The organism is Paenibacillus mendelii (genome assembly GCF_024498075.1).
GTDB lineage: Bacteria > Bacillota > Bacilli > Paenibacillales > Paenibacillaceae > Paenibacillus_Z > Paenibacillus_Z mendelii.
On sequence record NZ_JANHOF010000001.1, the window covers coordinates 916,404 to 934,339 of the forward strand.

Annotated in this window: 15 protein-coding genes; all 15 read right to left on the reverse strand. The window is 51.4% G+C overall.

Annotated features, from left to right (window positions below):
- Nucleotides 1-73: 73 nt before the first annotated feature.
- Nucleotides 74-2,755: an FtsK/SpoIIIE family DNA translocase gene (locus NNL21_RS03960; RefSeq protein ID WP_256555043.1), complete on the reverse strand. Its 2,682-nt coding sequence runs from the start codon at nt 2,753-2,755 to the stop codon at nt 74-76.
- Nucleotides 2,756-2,822: 67 nt separating this feature from the next.
- Nucleotides 2,823-3,047: a YlzJ-like family protein gene (locus tag NNL21_RS03965; protein WP_204816129.1), complete on the reverse strand. Its 225-nt coding sequence runs from the start codon at nt 3,045-3,047 to the stop codon at nt 2,823-2,825.
- Nucleotides 3,044-3,790: a ClpP family protease gene (locus tag NNL21_RS03970; RefSeq protein ID WP_204816130.1), complete on the reverse strand. Its 747-nt coding sequence runs from the start codon at nt 3,788-3,790 to the stop codon at nt 3,044-3,046. Before NNL21_RS03970 ends, NNL21_RS03965 begins: the two co-directional genes overlap by 4 nt.
- A gap of 178 nt (nt 3,791-3,968) precedes the next feature.
- Complete coding sequence (locus NNL21_RS03975; protein ID WP_204816131.1) at nt 3,969-5,648, reverse strand: ribonuclease J; 1,680 nt, start codon at nt 5,646-5,648, stop codon at nt 3,969-3,971.
- 259 nt (nt 5,649-5,907) lie between these two features.
- Nucleotides 5,908-6,783: a 4-hydroxy-tetrahydrodipicolinate synthase gene (gene dapA, locus NNL21_RS03980; RefSeq protein WP_204816132.1), complete on the reverse strand. Its 876-nt coding sequence runs from the start codon at nt 6,781-6,783 to the stop codon at nt 5,908-5,910.
- 113 nt (nt 6,784-6,896) lie between these two features.
- Nucleotides 6,897-8,111, reverse strand: coding sequence for an aspartate kinase (gene dapG / locus NNL21_RS03985; RefSeq protein WP_204816133.1), 1,215 nt, complete (start codon nt 8,109-8,111; stop codon nt 6,897-6,899).
- A 72-nt stretch (nt 8,112-8,183) separates the two neighbouring features.
- Nucleotides 8,184-9,221, reverse strand: a complete 1,038-nt coding sequence (locus NNL21_RS03990) for an aspartate-semialdehyde dehydrogenase (protein WP_204816134.1) — start codon at nt 9,219-9,221, stop codon at nt 8,184-8,186.
- A gap of 73 nt (nt 9,222-9,294) precedes the next feature.
- Entirely contained in the window at nt 9,295-9,888 is a 594-nt protein-coding gene (locus NNL21_RS03995) for a dipicolinate synthase subunit B (protein ID WP_204816135.1), read from the reverse strand.
- A complete protein-coding gene (dpsA, locus tag NNL21_RS04000) occupies nt 9,885-10,784 on the reverse strand; it encodes a dipicolinate synthase subunit DpsA (RefSeq protein ID WP_204816136.1) in 900 nt (299 codons plus the stop codon). Before dpsA ends, NNL21_RS03995 begins: the two co-directional genes overlap by 4 nt.
- Before the next feature lie 191 nt (nt 10,785-10,975).
- Nucleotides 10,976-11,419: a dUTP diphosphatase gene (dut, locus tag NNL21_RS04005; protein ID WP_204816137.1), complete on the reverse strand. Its 444-nt coding sequence runs from the start codon at nt 11,417-11,419 to the stop codon at nt 10,976-10,978.
- Nucleotides 11,400-12,665: a M16 family metallopeptidase gene (locus NNL21_RS04010; RefSeq protein ID WP_204816138.1), complete on the reverse strand. Its 1,266-nt coding sequence runs from the start codon at nt 12,663-12,665 to the stop codon at nt 11,400-11,402. Before NNL21_RS04010 ends, dut begins: the two co-directional genes overlap by 20 nt.
- 136 nt (nt 12,666-12,801) lie before the next feature.
- Entirely contained in the window at nt 12,802-13,797 is a 996-nt protein-coding gene (locus NNL21_RS04015; RefSeq protein WP_204816139.1) for a polysaccharide deacetylase family protein, read from the reverse strand.
- A 256-nt stretch (nt 13,798-14,053) separates the two neighbouring features.
- Nucleotides 14,054-16,156, reverse strand: a complete 2,103-nt coding sequence (gene pnp, locus NNL21_RS04020) for a polyribonucleotide nucleotidyltransferase (RefSeq protein ID WP_204816140.1) — start codon at nt 16,154-16,156, stop codon at nt 14,054-14,056.
- A gap of 360 nt (nt 16,157-16,516) precedes the next feature.
- The gene (gene rpsO, locus NNL21_RS04025; protein WP_204816141.1) at nt 16,517-16,786 is read right to left on the reverse strand and encodes a 30S ribosomal protein S15; all 270 of its coding nucleotides are present in this window, start codon (nt 16,784-16,786) and stop codon (nt 16,517-16,519) included.
- A gap of 176 nt (nt 16,787-16,962) precedes the next feature.
- Nucleotides 16,963-17,916, reverse strand: a complete 954-nt coding sequence (locus NNL21_RS04030; protein ID WP_204816142.1) for a bifunctional riboflavin kinase/FAD synthetase — start codon at nt 17,914-17,916, stop codon at nt 16,963-16,965.
- Nucleotides 17,917-17,936 lie beyond the last annotated feature (20 nt).

Here is a 17,936-nt window from a genome sequence, read left to right on the forward strand (position 1 = left end):
TGGATTCTTAAGGGAGCAAGCAAGCTTAAACCTAGTATGAGAAACGAAGCTGCCTTCTATGCACGAATTTGCCTTAAGAGCTAATCTTTCCGGCATCATATTGATCGACAGTCAGGAGAACCTCGCGAGGCTTACTCCCTTCATATGGACCGATGATGCTTCGTGCCTCCATCTGATCGATAAGCCGGGCTGCGCGATTATAGCCGATTCTCATCCGGCGCTGGAGCAGCGAAACAGAGGCCTGCTTGGCTTCAAGCACGATGCGGACGGCCTGCTCGAAGAGCTCGTCTTGCATCTCGTGCTCCTCGTCGCTCGCCTCGTCCAACTCCGGAACGAGATCTTCCTTATATTCCGCCTCCCCCTGCCCCCGGGAGAATGCTACGACAGCTTCCACCTCGTGATCGGAGAGGAAGGCTCCTTGCACACGGATCGGCTTAGACATGCCTACAGGCAAGAAGAGCATATCTCCGCGGCCAAGCAATTTTTCGGCACCCGCCGAATCCAGAATAGTACGAGAATCCACTTGCGAGGATACACCAAAAGCGATCCGGGACGGAATGTTGGCTTTGATTACACCCGTAATAACATCCACTGAAGGGCGCTGTGTCGCAATAATCAGATGGATACCTGCGGCGCGGGCCATCTGGGCGAGGCGGCAGATCGCATCCTCGACATCGTTGGCAGCCACCATCATGAGATCGGCCAGCTCATCCACGATAACGACGATAAACGGCAATACCGCCGCCGGGTTATCGGCCACCAGTGTATTATACCCTTCAATATTTCGGGTTCCCGATTTCGAGAACAGCTCATAGCGTTTTTCCATTTCGACCACGATTTTCTTGAGGGCAAGCGAAGCGCGCTTCGGATCCGTTACGACCGGTGCGAGCAAATGGGGAATCCCATTATATACGTTCAGCTCGACCATCTTCGGGTCGATCATGAGAAACTTCACTTCATCCGGCCGCGCTTTGTACAGAATGCTCGTAATAATTCCGTTAATACAGACCGATTTACCGGATCCGGTCGCACCTGCCACGAGCAAGTGGGGCATTCTAGCCAGATTCCCAACGATGGTCTGGCCAGAGATATCACGGCCGAAAGCGATAGATACTTTCGATGTCGCATTTAAAAAGGACGGCGTCTCCATGACTTCCCGCATCGTAACCATGGACACCTCCGTATTCGGCACCTCAATACCTATCGCTGATTTCCCTGGTATAGGCGCTTCCATACGAATATCTTTGGCGGCAAGCGCAAGCGCGATATCGTCGGTTAGCCCCACGATTCGGCTTACTTTCACGCCCGTTGCCGGCTGAACCTCATAGCGCGTAACGGCCGGACCGCGCACAACATCAAGCACCTTTGCACGAACGCCGAAGCTTTCCAGCGTTGCTTCCAGCTTCCTTCTGGAATCGACAGCATCTGCGCCATCGCCCGACTTTCCGGAACTCACCGGTTTCGCCAATAAGCTCATCGGAGGCAGCTGGTACGGCTTGACTTCAGCCAGCTGACTGGCTATTGGCGACGACGAGGCTGCTGCATCCCCATCCGCTTGTTCGAATGCAGGACTTGTTATCGCTGTAGAGGCCGCAGGCTTGTCCAATTCGTTTTCTTGTTCATCCTTCATTACCTGCTTGGGTGGCATATCTATGTAGTCATCGTCGTCCGAATCCGGTAAGCTGCCTTCTTCCCTGATTGGAGGCACTTCCGACGGCTCTTCCTCTTCCCACGGCAAGCGCTCTCTCTCAGAGCCAGGGTTGACGGCACCGACTTCTTCGACGGCAGGATATGCCCGCCAATCGTCCTCGCCGGCCTCTTCATCCTCAATCCATTGATTGCTGCGGCGCTTATCCTTGCCGGTTTGTGCGGGCAGCTGCTCATCGTCATCCAATAACCATTCTCCGTCCCTGGACGAAGGATGCCCTTCCTGCACCGCGGCATCGTTAAACCACGAGAAAAAGGGCAATTTTTTTGCCTTTGTACGCGGTTTAGACGGCTGCTCGTAATCCTCGTCATCATCATCCAGAAGGCGGTCATCGTTCACGATCGGCCGTCCGCTGCTCTTGCTGACTGCCTTGACGGCCGAAGACGCTGCAAGAGATCTGCGGGAACCGGCGGTCATCCTGGCATGCAGCAGCGATAGAAGACGTCCACCGCGTCTTTTAAGTGTACCAGCTAGCTCTACATATGATTTGCCTGTCATGAGCATAAACGAAATCGCGAACATGACGATCATTACGAATTTGGAGCCGAAATAACCGAACAATAAGTACAAGAGGGTGTACTGGAATGCCCCTATATACCCGCCGCTGACCGGCTTACCTGCCACCTGCTCGACACTTCCGGGTGTCGGAGCCGGACTAAGCAAGGTTTCCCGTATGTCGCTGCCCAGCTCCTGCAGAATATAACTGGCATCCAGTCCACCGGTCGGTTCTGTCTTCTTGTCCATGACTGCTATGGAGCTGTACAAGGTCAGTGCGAGCACCAACAGAAGGAAACCGGATTTACGGTTGGACCACCCTGAGGGCCACGTCCGTTTAATCATGACCGCAAGGCCGACATAAATGCCGACCAGTGCGAGGACAAAGTAAAACTTCCCGAGCGCGAGACCGAACAGCTTCGATAACGAGCGTCCGACCGTCGCTTCTCCGGAAAGCGCAATAACCGAAAGTGTGATGAGCAGAATGCCATAAACTTCATATTTTAAATTCGCGCCGAGCGAGCTTTTTCTTTTCTTTTTTCGTTTCGCCAAAATCGTCACCTCTGGTTGTCATTATACCATAGGTTGGACAAATGTTCCTATTGCACGAATGCTCGAATTAAGAGTCTTGGGCGCCGTAAGCGATGACCGTTCCAGGTGTATAACCTGGGTGGAGATACGCATCCAGCGGACATTCCAATAACCGGACGATGCGTCCGATCCCCGGCGATAACGGCTCAACCTGCATCCGAATGCCTCCGATTGCGATGTCCACGAACGGACCGGGCTGTTCATTCAACCCATTCAACACGACCTCTAGAGGAACACTTGTGTATAACATCATTGAGGCAATACCACCGTTCTAGCCCGTTTGCTCTCTTCGACAAATCGATTCAGCTCGCGAAGCGCATCCCCAATCCCGCCTACGGCATCAATCAATCCATCTTTCACCGCATCGCCACCTATAACGGTTGTTCCGATATCTCGGGTGAGCTCCCCGGTTTTGAACATTAGCTCTTTAAACCGCTCCTCGGTCACATTGGAATGAGACGTGACAAACCGCACCACACGCTCCTGCATTTTCTCCAAGTATTCAAACGTTTGCGGAACTCCAATAACAAGTCCATTCATTCGGATCGGATGAATCGTCATTGTGGCGGTCGCCGCTATGAAGGATTTAACGCCCGCTACCGCGATGGGCACGCCGATGGAATGTCCGCCGCCGAGCACAAGCGTTACTGTCGGTTTACTCAATGAGGAGATCATCTCCGCAATCGCCAATCCTGCTTCTACATCGCCGCCAACTGTATTCAAGACGATGATGATCCCTTCAATCTTCGAATTTTGCTCAGCTGCCACCAGCTGGGGAATGATGTGTTCATACTTTGTCGTTTTGTTCTGCGGAGGCAGGACAATATGCCCTTCCACCTGACCGATAATCGTCATACAAAATATGTTTGATTCCGCCGCAGGCGTGGTCGTTTGTCCCAACTGCTGGATCGTCTCCACGACCGTATTGACCGGCTTCCGTTCGATGCCCGGATCCGGCTGTTCTGTATCTTCCGTAAATTGTAAGTCCTCTTGCATACTCTTGCCCTCCTCACAGATTGTCTGGTTTCTTTGACGTTATGACCTGTAGTCCCAGCTCTGCATAGTATGGAGTGGAGAAATGGATTTATGCAAAAGTAAGCAATGCAAAAGACGGTTTCCTCTCAGCCCATTGGTTGGGTGTGGAGAAAACCGTCTGTTTACGCATTCGCGTTATCTATACTTCCATAATGATTGGCAGAATCATTGGACGGCGACGTGTCTGCTCGTACAAGAAACGGCCGAGCGCATCCTTCACATTCGTCTTCAACGATGCCCATTCATTCACTTTGTCATTCATAAGTTTCTGAAGCGTCGACGATACGATGCGGTTCGCTTCTTCCAATAGGCCTTCGGATTCACGCACATAGACGAATCCACGAGAAATGATGTCAGGCCCTGACAAGATCGTTCCATCCTGCTTGCTTAATGTGACGACGACGACTAAGATGCCGTCTTGCGAGAGAAGCTTGCGGTCGCGGAGTACGATATTACCGACATCGCCAACTCCCAGTCCATCAATAAGGACATTTCCTGCAGGCACTTTATTGCCCTTGCGTCCAACGCCATTCTGAAATTCTACCGTATCCCCGTTATCGAGCAGGAAGATATTTTCTTTCTCGACGCCAACCGCCTCTCCGAGCAGCGAGTGCTGACGAAGCATCCGGTATTCACCATGAATTGGGATGAAGTATTTGGGACGAATTAGATTAAGCATCAGCTTGAGCTCTTCTTGACTGCCATGGCCGGATACGTGTACGCCCGACACAGAGCCTGGACCATAGATGACATTCGCGCCTAATCGGAACAGCTCATCAACCGTGCGTCCAACATAGCGTTCATTGCCTGGGATAGGTGTAGCCGCGATAATGACGGTATCACCCGGCAAGATATCGACTTTCCGGTGGGTCGAACGGGCCATGCGCGTCAGAGCGGACATCGGCTCGCCTTGGCTGCCTGTTGACAGGACCACGACACGGTCAGCTGCCATCTTGTTAATTTCCTCCGGCTCGATCAGCATCCCTTCAGGGATATTCAAATAGCCGAGCTCCGAGGCAATTGTAACCACATTAACCATACTGCGTCCAACGACGGCGATTTTACGGCGCGTAGCCATGGCAGCGTTGATTACTTGTTGGATACGGTGCACGTTCGAGGCGAACGTCGCCACTACGACGCGTTGTGTCGCCTTCCGGAAGATATCTTCCAGCTCCGTCCCGATATTGCTCTCAGAAGGCGTAAAGCCTGCGCGTTCTGCATTCGTACTATCGGAAAGTAGGGCAAGCACCCCTCTTCTGCCGATATCTGCCATACGCTGAAGATCAGCATATTGGTTATTAACCGGGGTGTGGTCGAACTTGAAGTCACCGGTATGAACAACGATGCCTTCAGGGGTTTCTAAGCAAACGCCGACGGAATCCGGAATACTGTGATTCGTTCTGAAGAACGATGCCCGAATCGTGCCCAATTGCACTTCCGAATCCGCGTTAATGAGAATGCGCTTGGTTTCGCCGAGCAGCCCGGCTTCCTTCAATTTACCTTCAATGAGGCCGAGGGTGAGCTTCGTTCCGTATACAGGAACGTTCAGATGTTTCAATACATAAGGCAATCCGCCGATATGGTCTTCGTGACCATGCGTAATGAGAATGCCTCTTACTTTATCGCGGTTCTCGGTCAAGTATGTAATGTCCGGAATAACGATATCGATGCCCAGCATGTCCTCCTCTGGGAATTTAAGTCCTGCATCCACGACTACGATATCGTTCCCGTGCTGAATGACGTACATATTTTTCCCGATTTCACCGACGCCGCCCAAAGCAAAAATAAGCAACTTATCCTGGTTGTTTTTTTTCGACAAGTGGATCTATACCTCCTATAATTTTCCAAAATATTATGGAATTTCGCCCTTTAAATGGGGGACAAATTCGTTTTTTATAATCCTATCGGATTTGATACCGCTCTAAACCTTACCCTTTTTCAAAAATTTGCCGCACACTGTCTCTTGAGAACATTATACATGATTGAAATTAAGAAACACAAGTAAGCGAAAAAAGGCGTTTACAAAAAGAAAAACCGATGCAAGCGCACCGGTTTTTCGCGGGGTGCAATTCGGAAGCTTACGCGAGCAAGTCGCGAAGCGCAGCCAGCTCGGCTTCCGTTGCGCCGACAAGCGGTAGACGGACACCGCCGACAGGCAGCCCGCGCAGCTCCAAAGCTGCCTTGACGAGTACAGGATTCGGCACCGGATTCGGCAGCTCGAACAAACCTTTAAATACAGGATGACATTTTGCGTGAAGCGATGCCGCCTCTTGAACGCTGCCATTCAAATAAGCTTCTATCATTTGCTTCATCTCTGCGCCGATCACATGGCTTGCTACGCTCACGATTCCATAACCGCCGACGGCCAGAACCGGCAGTGCTGCACTGTCGTCTCCGCTGTAAACTCGGAAGCCCTCTGGTGCACCTGCTACGATTTGTGTGACTTGATCTGTCGAAGCGCATTCTTTGGTTGCAACGATATTATCCACCGCCGCAAGCCGCAATGTGGTTTCGGCTGACATACTCGTTACCGTTCGCGATGGAACGTTATACAGCATAACAGGCAGCTCTGTTGACGCTGCTATCGCTTTGAAATGCTGGTAGATGCCCTCTTGACTCGGTTTGTTGTAATAAGGCACCACGAGCAGCACGCCATCAACGCCGCATTCCCCGGCGATTTTGGTCAGATGTATCGAATGAGCGGTATCATTGCTCCCCGTTCCCGCGATGATCCTGCAGCGGCCGTCAGCATGTTTAACGGCAAATCGAAATAACGCTTCCTTCTCCTCATCCTTCAACGTCGGCGATTCGCCTGTCGTACCGGAGATAACAATACTGTCGCTTTGTTGTGTTTCGATCAAATAATCGATAAGCCTTCCTGTCGCATTCCAATCAATAGCACCACTCGCGTCAAACGGTGTTACCATTGCGGTGATCAGTCTACCGAATTCCATTATGGCTCCTCCTATTACACTGCAACTATTTCGTTGCGGTATTTATCGCGTGCCGGTTGTCGTAGCATAGAACCGATCGTTGCGGAATATGCCGCGTGTTTCATCTATTCGTATCATTCATGGAGCGAAAATTTGGTGTGCAGCGCACGAAGAGCACCAGCCATATCCGACTCGCGGACAAGCACCCAAATCGTGGTGTTGGAATCCGCAGATTGAAGAATCGGTATCCCTTGTTCCGTCAATGCCTCTACGATTCGTGCCATGATACCAGGTACACCGTTCATACCGCCGCCAATAACGGATACTTTGGCGCAGCCGCTAACAGCAATCGGCGCATAACCAATCTCCTGCAGGACCGTAACTGCCTGAACAGCATCATGGTCAAATACGGTGTATACCGCTCCGCCAGGTGTAACATTAATAAAATCAACACTTATATGATGACGCGCCATCGCTTGAAACACTTGAAGCTGAACGTCTGTGTTTCCTTCCCTAGCGTGAACCGTAATCTGCGTAACCCCGCTCACATGGGCTACACCGGTCACAGGTCGATCCTTAACCGCCGAAGCCTGCGCCGGGCTTAATAGATCCGTGACCAGAGTGCCTTCATCGTCGGAAAAGGTCGAACGGACCCGGATCGGGATTCGTGCTTGTTGAGCGATCTCTACCGCACGCGGATGTATCACTTTCGCACCTTGCCGCGCCATATTGCATATTTCTGCATATCCCACTATAGATAAAGGCTTTGCATCCTCTACAATGCGCGGATCCGCTGTTAGTATTCCATTCACATCGGTATAAATATCAACCCGCTCTGCCCGAAGCGCGGCTCCAAGTGCTGTTGCGGAAGTATCGCTGCCGCCTCTTCCGAGCGTGGTCATATCACCGGTTTCAGTTATTCCCTGAAATCCGGTTACGATGACGACCTGGCCTTCTTCCAAAAAATGAAGCATCTTCTCGGTCCGAATCTCCAATATTCGCGCGCGCCCGAATTGATTGTCCGTCACGATGCCCGCCCCGCCGCCCGTTAGGACAACAGCCGGTATCGATTTGGATTGAAGGGCGCTGCACAAAGTGGCCGCGGAAATAATTTCTCCGCAGCCAAGCAGCAGATCCCGCTCCCTCGGGGGAAGAGACCCCCCGTCGTCACGGACCAATGTCAGGAGCGTGTCCGTAGCATACGGGTCACCCTGCCTACCCATCGCGGAAACGACAACGACTAATTGATAATGTCGTTGCCGTTCTCTTTCGATGTGCCGTAGCACATATTGTCGCGATTGTTGGGTCGACAGTGATGTCCCGCCAAACTTTTGAACGAGGATGGGCATGATCAAACCTCCGTATTCGACCGTAAGACACTGCCGAACCGTTACCGCCCTGACAATCTGCTGCTTTATTTATTATTTATTGTGTGCCATGTATTCTGCAATTTGAACGGCATTCCATGCCGCGCCTTTAAGCAGATTGTCCGAAACGATCCACATGTTCAAGCCTCGATCTGATCCTAGATCGCGACGCAGACGTCCGACGAATACATCCGGTTTACCGGCTGCTTCTGTAGCCAGCGGGTACAACTGGTTCGCCGGGTCGTCAACGAGAACAATACCCGGTGCGTCCGACAGCAGTTTTTTCACGTCTTCTAGGTCGTAATCGTTTTTCAATTCCACATAGACAGACTCCGAATGGCCGTGAACAACCGGGATCCGAACACAAGTCGCTGTCACGTCTATGGATTCGTCACCCATAATTTTTTTCGTTTCCCGAACCATCTTCATCTCTTCCAGCGTATATCCATTCTCGTGGAACTTATCGATCTGCGGAATCGCATTGAACGCGATCTGATGCTTAACCGGCAATGAGCCCACAGGCAGGATATCCGGTTTCAGATCATTACCTTCCAGCGCCTCGCGTGTCTGGCGGAGCATCTCGTCAATGGCACGGCTGCCCGCACCTGATACCGCTTGATAGGTCGACACGATAATACGAGCGATGCCATAACGATCTTGAAGCGGCTTCAATGCTGCAACCATCTGAATCGTAGAGCAGTTCGGGTTCGCGATAAGACCCTTATGTTCGCTTACTTTCTCAATATTCACCTCTGGCACAACCAGCGGTGTATTCGGATCCATACGGAATGCATTCGTGTTATCGATACATACGGCACCGCGCTCTATGGCGTGCGGAGCAAGCGATTTGCTTACATCCCCGCCTGCGCTGAACAACGCGATGTCAATACCATTGAAGCTATCCGGAGTGGCTTCCTCTACTGTATGCTCCTGACCCTTAAACATGATTTTCGTACCGGCTGAGCGTGCAGACGAAAGCAGCTTTAGTTCGCCGATCGGAAAGTTCCGTTTCTCGAGCAGACCGATAATTTGTTCTCCTACTGCGCCTGTCGCACCTACCACTGCGACGTTAAACAATTTCTGATTCGACATGTCGTCGTCTCCCCTCAAAAATGAAACTTATGTCAAGGATTGCTCCAATTGCATACATGCAGCTATGAGCGCGTTATGAATGTGAACGTTCGATGAGAAGCGGCTGCAGCTGCTGGCCCAACAATGCCGCTTCGCAGGCTTCGGGCACCAGATCCATCTTCGCTACGAGCGAATTGGGCTTCTGCTGCGGATTATCTTGGCCGAAGGGAACGAAATAGACGTTCTTGCACACGAGCAGCTTGGCGATATTGGCTGCATTCAAGCCCAGTCCATCATTGGTCGATATCGCAAGCACCAGCGGGCGCTGATTGCGCATCTGAGCCTTGGCCGCCATAAGTACCGGACTATCCGTTACGGCGTTCGCCAGCTTGCTGGTCGTATTCCCCGTACAAGGCGCTATAACCAGTACGTCCAACAGCTTCGAAGGCCCCAGAGGCTCAGCTTCTACGATCGTAGAAATCAAATCATTGCCTGTAATGGACTTCAATTGACGCTGCCAATCATCCGATGTTCCAAACCTTGTATCCGTCGTCAATAAAGTTTGGGTGACGATAGGTACCACATTGGCACCCTCATCCACAAAGCGCTTAATGACCGGCATTACCTCTGCAAACGTGCAGTGAGAGCCGGACAGCGCATAACCGACCGTTTTACCTTGCCATTTCATTGCTCATTCCCCCGCTTACTGGTCTCTTCCGTAATCAACCGACATAAACAATCCGCAATGATGCGTCCAGCGGTTTTAGGTGCGACGATTCCTGGGAGACCCGGGGCGAGCAAAGCTTTAATACCCCGCTTCTCGGCAAAGCGGAAATCCGTTCCGCCAGGCTTGGAAGCAAGGTCGATAATGACCGCTCGTGAGGGCAAATTTGCAATAATTTGCGCTGTGACTATCATAGTCGGAATTGTATTAAAAAGCAAGTCAATATTCCCCACATTCTGCAATAGCTCCTTGATATAGAAGGGCTCAAACCCCATTTCGTATGCCCTTGCATAATGCTCTTCGCGCCTGACTCCCACCTTCACCTTCGCACCTAGTCCCTGAAGCGTTCCAGCTAGTGTGAGACCTGTTCGTCCAAGCCCCAAGACCATGCAGGAAGATCCATGAATGGTAATATCCGTGTTCTGAATCGCCATCATGACCGCGCCTTCAGCCGTAGGAATCGAGTTATAAATCGCCACGTCATCCCTGTCGAACAGCTCGACCAGACGGATCCCGTGTTTGCTGCACATGTCACGTAAATATGATTTTGCCATGCCTGCATAGACCGTACAATGCTTAGGCAGCAGCGCTACTAGCTCTTCGGTTAAGATAAGCTCCTGGTCGCTAAACACCGTCATGATTCGGCCATCCTCATCCGTACCGACGGCCGGTAAGATTAACGCATCTGCTATCTTTACCAGCTCTTCGTTCATATCTGCCCGCACAGCACCGTCGAGCGGTGTATGCAATTGGTCAAAGCCGGCTATCGCTACTGAAGCGTCTAGCTCGGTCAGCTTGCGAATGACTTCAAGCTGGCGTGCATCTCCGCCGAGCAGCACGACCTGAACCCCTGTTAGCATCAGGGAACCACTCCTTTCCCACTGCAACCGTTAACGGCATCCCACCGCTATCCCGGCTGTCAGTCTGCGCACTTGGATATAGATCATAGTATGCGACCGCCCACAATGGGTGCTTCTCTTCCGCTATCTGAAGACAATGAAAAACCCGGAGCAAATTAGCCCCGGGTTGGTATCACTTATGCCGTCATTCTCTATACGCCAGTATGGCCGAATCCACCTTCGCCGCGGACGGTGTCCGGCAATTCATCCACTTCTTCGATCGTTACTTTCGGCACGACCTGGAATAACATCTGTGCAATCCGTTCACCGCGCTCGATCGTGAATGGTTCCTGACCTAGGTTAACGAGCAGCACCTTCACTTCCCCCCGGTAATCGGCATCGATCGTTCCCGGCGTATTCAAGCAAGTAATACCATGCTTGAATGCCAGGCCGCTGCGGGGCCGGATCTGGGCCTCCAGCTCGGCAGGCATTGCCATGGCGAAGCCGGTAGGAATGAGCTTCCGCTCTCCAGGCGCAAGCAAGACAGGCTCGTTGACGGCCGCATGAACATCGAATCCGGCTGCAAGCTCGGACATTCGACGCGGCAGCTGAATATCTTCATTACCGGGCAGCCGTTTAAAGGATACTTGATACAAGACTGTCCCTCCCCAATGTGGATGCCGCTTTGTCGTTGCTGCCGACCATCGCGACTGCGAATGGCACGGATAACATACGCTTGGTCACATCCTGAATATCTTTCATCGTCACCGAATCGATCCGCTCCAGCATTTCGTCTAACGTATAATGACGGCCGATCATCAGCTCGTTCTTACCAAGCCGATTCATCCGGCTGCTCGTGCTTTCCAGGCTAAGAATAAGGCTGCCCTTCAGCTGTTCTTTACCACGGTGCAGCTCGACATCCGACAACCCCTTCGCCGATAGTTCATGCAGCATCTCCATCGTCAGGTCGAGTACATCCTTCGTCTGCTTTGGCGCTGTGCCCGCATAGATGGTAAACAAGCCGCTGTCCGCATAGGAGGTATGATAGGAATAAACCGAATACGCAAGGCCGCGTTTCTCGCGAATTTCTTGGAACAGCCTTGAACTCATGCCGCCGCCAACCGCATTATTTAACAATATCATTGCATAAAGCTGCGGATCCGCGATGGAACAGCCCGGGAATGATAGACAAATATGATTCTGCTCTGTCTTTTTCTTATGGAATAAATAGGTTCCGTTGAAGGTTGGAGACGAAATCGGCTGTTCGGATCCGGAGTTCGCGAATCCGCCAAAATGATGCTCCAGCAATTCGAGCAGAGGACCCTCCTCCACGTTCCCGGCTACGCTGATAACCGTGTTGTCAATCCGGTAATGATCCGCCATATAGCCGCGAAGCGTATCGCTGGTCATCGATGTGAGGCGCTCTTCCAAACCGAGAATCGAATAGGCGAGCGAATGATCTCCGTACGCAGCCCGGGACGCTTCATCATGCACTTTGTCATCCGGCGTATCGTCGTACATTGCAATCTCTTCCAGAATGACATTCTTCTCTTTGCTAAGCTCGCCCGCGTCAAATTGCGATTCAAAAAACATATCGGACAAAGCATCAACGGCCAGAGGCAGATGCTGATCCAGCACTTTTGCAAAATAACACGTATATTCCTTCGCGGTAAAGGCATTCACGTTGCCGCCGATCCCATCGAACAAATCAGCGATATCCTTCGCCGAGCGGCGCGCGGTTCCTTTGAAGAGCATATGCTCGATAAAATGTGAAATCCCGTTATTGTCAGGCGTTTCGTTACGTGAACCCGTCTTGACCCAAATACCGAACGCAACCGAACGGAAGGTCGGGATATATTCGACTACTACACGCAGCCCATTGCTAAGGGTATAATTATTCACCGCAGTTCCTCCTGAAAGTTTTCTGCATCATCTCAAACCGGCTTCCCTTCAGAGCGGAAAACTAGCTTCGAAAGCATGCGCTTGATTCCCACCTCATTCATACGTGCTGAAAATCAATGATAACACTATAACAAAATTACAGCCCCGCCTCAACTAGCCTCACCCGGTCGGACGATAAGGTTTCGCTGACGGTACCCAGCACCAAGCCTTTTTGTTTGATTGCTTTAATCATTCCAAGCAAGGCCCCGCTAGCGGAATCGGTCGGATGCATGAGAATGAGAGAGCCCGGCTCGACGCGGGTACTTATCTTACGGACGATCGAATCTGGAGACGGGTGCATCCAATCGACGGTATCCAGCGTCCATAGCACCGTTTTTAAACCTTGCTCCGCTGCTACCTCCACCGTCATTCGATTGAAGTCACCGGAAGGTGGCGCGAAGAAACGGTTTGATACGCCGAGAGTCGATTTCAGGAGCGCTTCCGTCTTCGCAATTTGATTATACTGCGAGGTGCGGTCAAGCTTGCTCATATCTGGATGAGAATAGGCATGGTTGGATAGTTCATGCCCATAGGACTGAATGACACGAGCAGCGTCGGCATTCTTCTTCAGCCATGAACCGTCGAAGAAGAATGTCGCTTTCACGTTCTCTTGCTTAAGTGTTTTGAGCATGGGCTCCAAAAATTCATTCCCCCATGCGACGTTAATCATTAATGCTACCATCGGCTTCTCAGGATTCCCTTTGTAGATCGGCTCCGTACCGAGATCATCCAGTCCAATCTTCGGTTTGATCTCATTGAAAACATACTGAATCGGTGCTTGAGGCGATGCTTTTCGCATGTGCATATAGGTCTTGTTCACATCAACCTCTAGCCCGTTATAACCGGGGATGGCCTTCCATACCCGGTCCACCCGGGCATCTATCGGAGCAATTCGCCGCTTCGCGGCCTCTTCCTCAATCCGCAATCGCAAAGCCTGATCTTCGTTCCCGGATAATAAAGAAGCGCTGAAAGTGTCCATGGTCCTGCCTGATTTCATAACATCAACATAGCCCGATAGATCGCCGTTCAACCGAACGGCAAGAAGCAGCGCGCCCATGATTGCTACCATCGCAATCACCTTCTTCAGTCTCATCGCTTCGTCCCACCCTTCTCCTTCTCATCATATTATGGCTCGGCCAACAATATGAGAGATAACCTCATCTAAGGTCTTCGAAGTTGAGCGTTCGCATTTCGGGGCTGGATTATTCGCCCTTCATAAAAGAAAACTGATTGAATGGGTGCTATCTTCGCCATGGCATGCAGAAAGGCAGAAAGGCAAAACAAAAAGAGACAGATGAAATCTGGCTCTTTCTACTTACCCTATCGGGAGCTGATGTGCGCGTTTCGTTCTATGATTGTGCTGGCTCTTGTACCGCCAGAACGGCTTTACGTGACAGGTTGATGCGGCCTTGTTGATCAATTTCGGTAACTTTCACTGTTATTTGATCGCCAATTTTGAGGACATCCTCGATTTTGGCCACCCGCTCAGTGGAAACTTGCGAAATATGGACAAGCCCGTCTTTGTTTGGCAGGATTTCAACGAATGCGCCGAACTTCTCGATCCGTTTGACCGTTCCGAGGTAAACCTCGCCCACCATAACCTCACGAACAATGCCTTCGATAATTTGCTTGGCGCGCTCGTTCGCTTCTTGATTGGAGGAAGCGATGAACACTTTGCCATCCTGCTCAATATCGATTTTGACACCGGTCTCTTCGATAATTTTGTTGATGATCTTGCCCCCTGCGCCGATTACGTCGCGGATTTTGTCAGGGTTGATCTGCATGATGATGATCTTAGGCGCATATTGCGATAAAGTCGCTCGCGGCGTCTGCATCACTTCCATCATTTTACCGAGGATGTGCATGCGGCCTTCACGTGCCTGCTCCAGCGCTTCACCTAAAATTTCACGGCTGATTCCGTCGATTTTGATATCCATTTGGATCGCAGTTACGCCCTCAGCCGTACCCGCCACTTTGAAGTCCATATCGCCCAGATGGTCTTCCATCCCTTGAATATCGGATAGAACCGAAACGTGGTCGCCATCTTTGATTAGACCCATCGCTACGCCGGCTACCGGTGCCTTAATCGGCACGCCCGCATCCATCATCGCCAGCGTACTGGCACAGATACTGGCTTGGCTCGTTGAGCCGTTCGATTCCAATACTTCGGAAACGAGACGAATCGTGTACGGGAATTCCGCTTCGGACGGAATGACTTTGGCGAGCGCACGCTCACCAAGCGCGCCATGACCAATCTCGCGGCGTCCTGGCGGACGAAGCGGTCTTGCTTCACCAACGCTGAATGGCGGGAAATTGTAATGGTGCATAAACCGTTTGGTTTCTTCCAGATCGATGCCGTCCAGAATCTGAACATCACCGAGCGCGCCAAGTGTACAAATGCTCAGCGCTTGCGTCTGTCCACGTGTAAAGAGACCGGATCCATGGGTACGCGGCAGCAGAGCTACATCGCATTCGATCGGACGGATTTCACTCAATCCTCGACCGTCTGGACGCACTTTATCATGCGTGATCAAACGACGTACTTCTTCTTTCACAATGTCATAGAGTGCTTCTTTGACGTCGCCAAGCAGTTCAGGCGTCTCCGCATACTCCACTTCGAAGTGAGCTACCGTGTCTGCGTTCGTAGCGTCGATAGCATCTTGACGCGCATGCTTCTCATGGATGCGTACAGCTTCGACCAGACGAGCCGCTGCAAACTCGCGAACTTGCTTGTCCACCTGCTCGTTGACCGCATGGAGCTTGACTTCCATTTTTGGTTTGCCCGCAAGCTGCTGAAGCTCTTCAATCACCGTGACGATCTTCTTGATCTCATCATGTCCGTACATGATCGCTTCAAGCATGACGTCTTCGGAAACTTCGTTTGCTTCTGCTTCCACCATCATAATCGCGTCTTTCGTTCCCGCGATAGTTACAAAGATATCTGTCTTTGCTTCTTCTTCAACAGTCGGGTTGATAATGAACTTCCCGTCGATCCGACCGATGATGATACCTCCGATTGGACCGTTGAATGGAACATCCGAGATCGATAGAGCCGCTGAAGTACCGATCATGGCCGCGATTTCCGGCGGGCAATCTTGGTCAACACTCATGACGATATTAGCGACCTGAACTTCATTACGGAACCCTTCGGGAAACAAAGGCCGGATTGGACGGTCCGTCAGGCGGCTCGCCAGAATGGCTTTCTCGCTTGGACGGCCTTCTCTCTTGATGAAGCCCCCTGGAATTTTGCCGACCGCATACAAGCGCTCTTCATAATTCACAGTCAACGGGAAAAAGTCCAAGTTTTTCGGTTCATTGGACGCCGTTACTGTACATAGGATGACCGTTTCACCGTAGCGTACCGTAACTGCCGCATTGGCTTGTTTGGCTAGACGGCCCGTTTCCAAAATAAGCGGACGTCCGCCAAGCGTCATTTCTACACGATGCAACACTTAAATCCCTCCTCTTCGCCGCCATATGGTCCCTTATTAGTGCGAACCGTGCAGCATTATTCTGATTTCCATTCGACAACTTTCATGGTATTTCCTGCTGATTCCGATGATAAAAGAAAAGCTCCTGTAGATCGGAGCTGTTCGAAAGAAGGAACTGGATATGCGGAGTTCCGCCTCACCATGAGGCCTCTCTCTAACATGATCGCATTCATTCGTCATTATATGTAGCTTTTCATGTTTCACGGTTATGCATACCTTCGTTAAACATAAACGTCCCTTAGCGTTACAAAAGCAACCCAGTGCAGCCATATCCGGTAATTCCGGACAGCTGAACAACCGGGTTGCTCTTATCACCGCATCTTATCGGCGTAGGCCGAGTTTCTCGATCAATGCGCTATAACGTCGTACGTCTTTGTTTTTCAGGTAAGCGAGCAGCTTCCGGCGCTGACCGACCATTTTGAGTAGACCGCGGCGGGAGTGGTGATCTTTCTTGTGCTCCCGAAGATGATCTGTCAAATTGACGATGTTTTGCGTCAGGATAGCGATTTGAACTTCCGGTGATCCGGTATCGTTCGCATGCGTCTTGTGCTCATCAATCAGTTGATGTTTACGCTCTTGTGTAAGTGCCATCCTTGTTCACCTCCTTTATCATAATCGCCAATTGCCTCGCAAGCCGTCGGTGAGATCGAGCATGCCAAGCAAAGGTTCGAAGTGCGTATGCCATGAAGTGCATGAAAGAAAACACATCACCTACGCAACGTCTAGTAGTATAGCACATGGAACGCTAATAAGTAAATGCGGTTCAATTATTTAAATGCCGAAAGCACAGAACGGGCTCTGGCCGCATCCGCACCGATCTGCTCAATGAGCTCCTGAACGGATGCGAACTTCTTCTCCGAACGGAGAAACGTGATGAAGCTGATCCGAATCATCGCCCCGTACAGGTCTCCCTCATAATCGAACAGATGAACTTCCATAACGGGCATGGGCAACGAGTCATGAAAGGTCGGCTTGACACCAACATTCAATACACCGGAGTATCTCTCCCCGCTGCTCAGCTCGACCATTACGGCGTACACGCCCAGTTTTGGGGTAACATACGCCCCAGCAAGCTGTATGTTCGCGGTTGGAAACCCGATCTTACGACCTCTGCCTTCGCCTGGAACAACTTTACCCCGTAAGGAAAAAGGGGCTCCCAGCAGTACCTCCGCCGCTTCCGGCCGACCCTCTGCAAGCGCCTCGCGAACAAGAGTGCTGCTCACCTTATCTCCGTTCATCATCAGAGGCTCGATGATGTCCACCAACATGTCCGGATGACCAAGCTCGCGTAACGTTTCCGCCCTGCCTGCCCCTTTGGCTCCAAATGAAAAATCGAATCCGACTACCGCACGTTTAACATGCAGGGGACGAAGCATCTCATCGACGAAAGCTGCAGGAGACACGGAGGCAAACGTAAGGTCGAATGTGACGACATAAACGACATCAACCCCCAGGCGGCGAAAACGCTCGATCTTGTCCTCAAGCGGAGTCAGGCAGGTCACATATTGGCTGCCTCGACCGAGAACTTCCTTGGGATGAGGATGAAACGTCATGACGGCAGCGTCCAGCCCTTCAGCACGCGCACTTTCCACCGCTTGCTTGATGACACTCTGATGCCCCCTATGGACCCCGTCGAAGTGCCCGATCGCTAACGTCTTAGGTCGAATCGAACCATTCGAATCCTGTCCTTGCAGCGGGTATTTAATTGTAATGATTTCCACAGTTCTCACACCTGCTTTAT

Coding starts and splice junctions, on each gene's coding strand:
- NNL21_RS03965 (WP_204816129.1), bottom strand. CDS start 3,047: ATGATGTTATACACAAGTGTTCCTCTAGAGGTCGTGTTGAATGGGTTG.
- NNL21_RS03970 (WP_204816130.1), bottom strand. CDS start 3,790: ATGCAAGAGGACTTACAATTTACGGAAGATACAGAACAGCCGGATCCG.
- dapA (WP_204816132.1), bottom strand. CDS start 6,783: ATGGAATTCGGTAGACTGATCACCGCAATGGTAACACCGTTTGACGCG.
- dapG (WP_204816133.1), bottom strand. CDS start 8,111: ATGCCCATCCTCGTTCAAAAGTTTGGCGGGACATCACTGTCGACCCAA.
- NNL21_RS03990 (WP_204816134.1), bottom strand. CDS start 9,221: ATGTCGAATCAGAAATTGTTTAACGTCGCAGTGGTAGGTGCGACAGGC.
- NNL21_RS03995 (WP_204816135.1), bottom strand. CDS start 9,888: ATGAAATGGCAAGGTAAAACGGTCGGTTATGCGCTGTCCGGCTCTCAC.
- dpsA (WP_204816136.1), bottom strand. CDS start 10,784: ATGCTAACAGGGGTTCAGGTCGTGCTGCTCGGCGGAGATGCACGCCAG.
- NNL21_RS04015 (WP_204816139.1), bottom strand. CDS start 13,797: ATGAGACTGAAGAAGGTGATTGCGATGGTAGCAATCATGGGCGCGCTG.
- rpsO (WP_204816141.1), bottom strand. CDS start 16,786: ATGGCACTTACACAAGAGCGTAAACATCAACTGATTGATGAGCACAAG.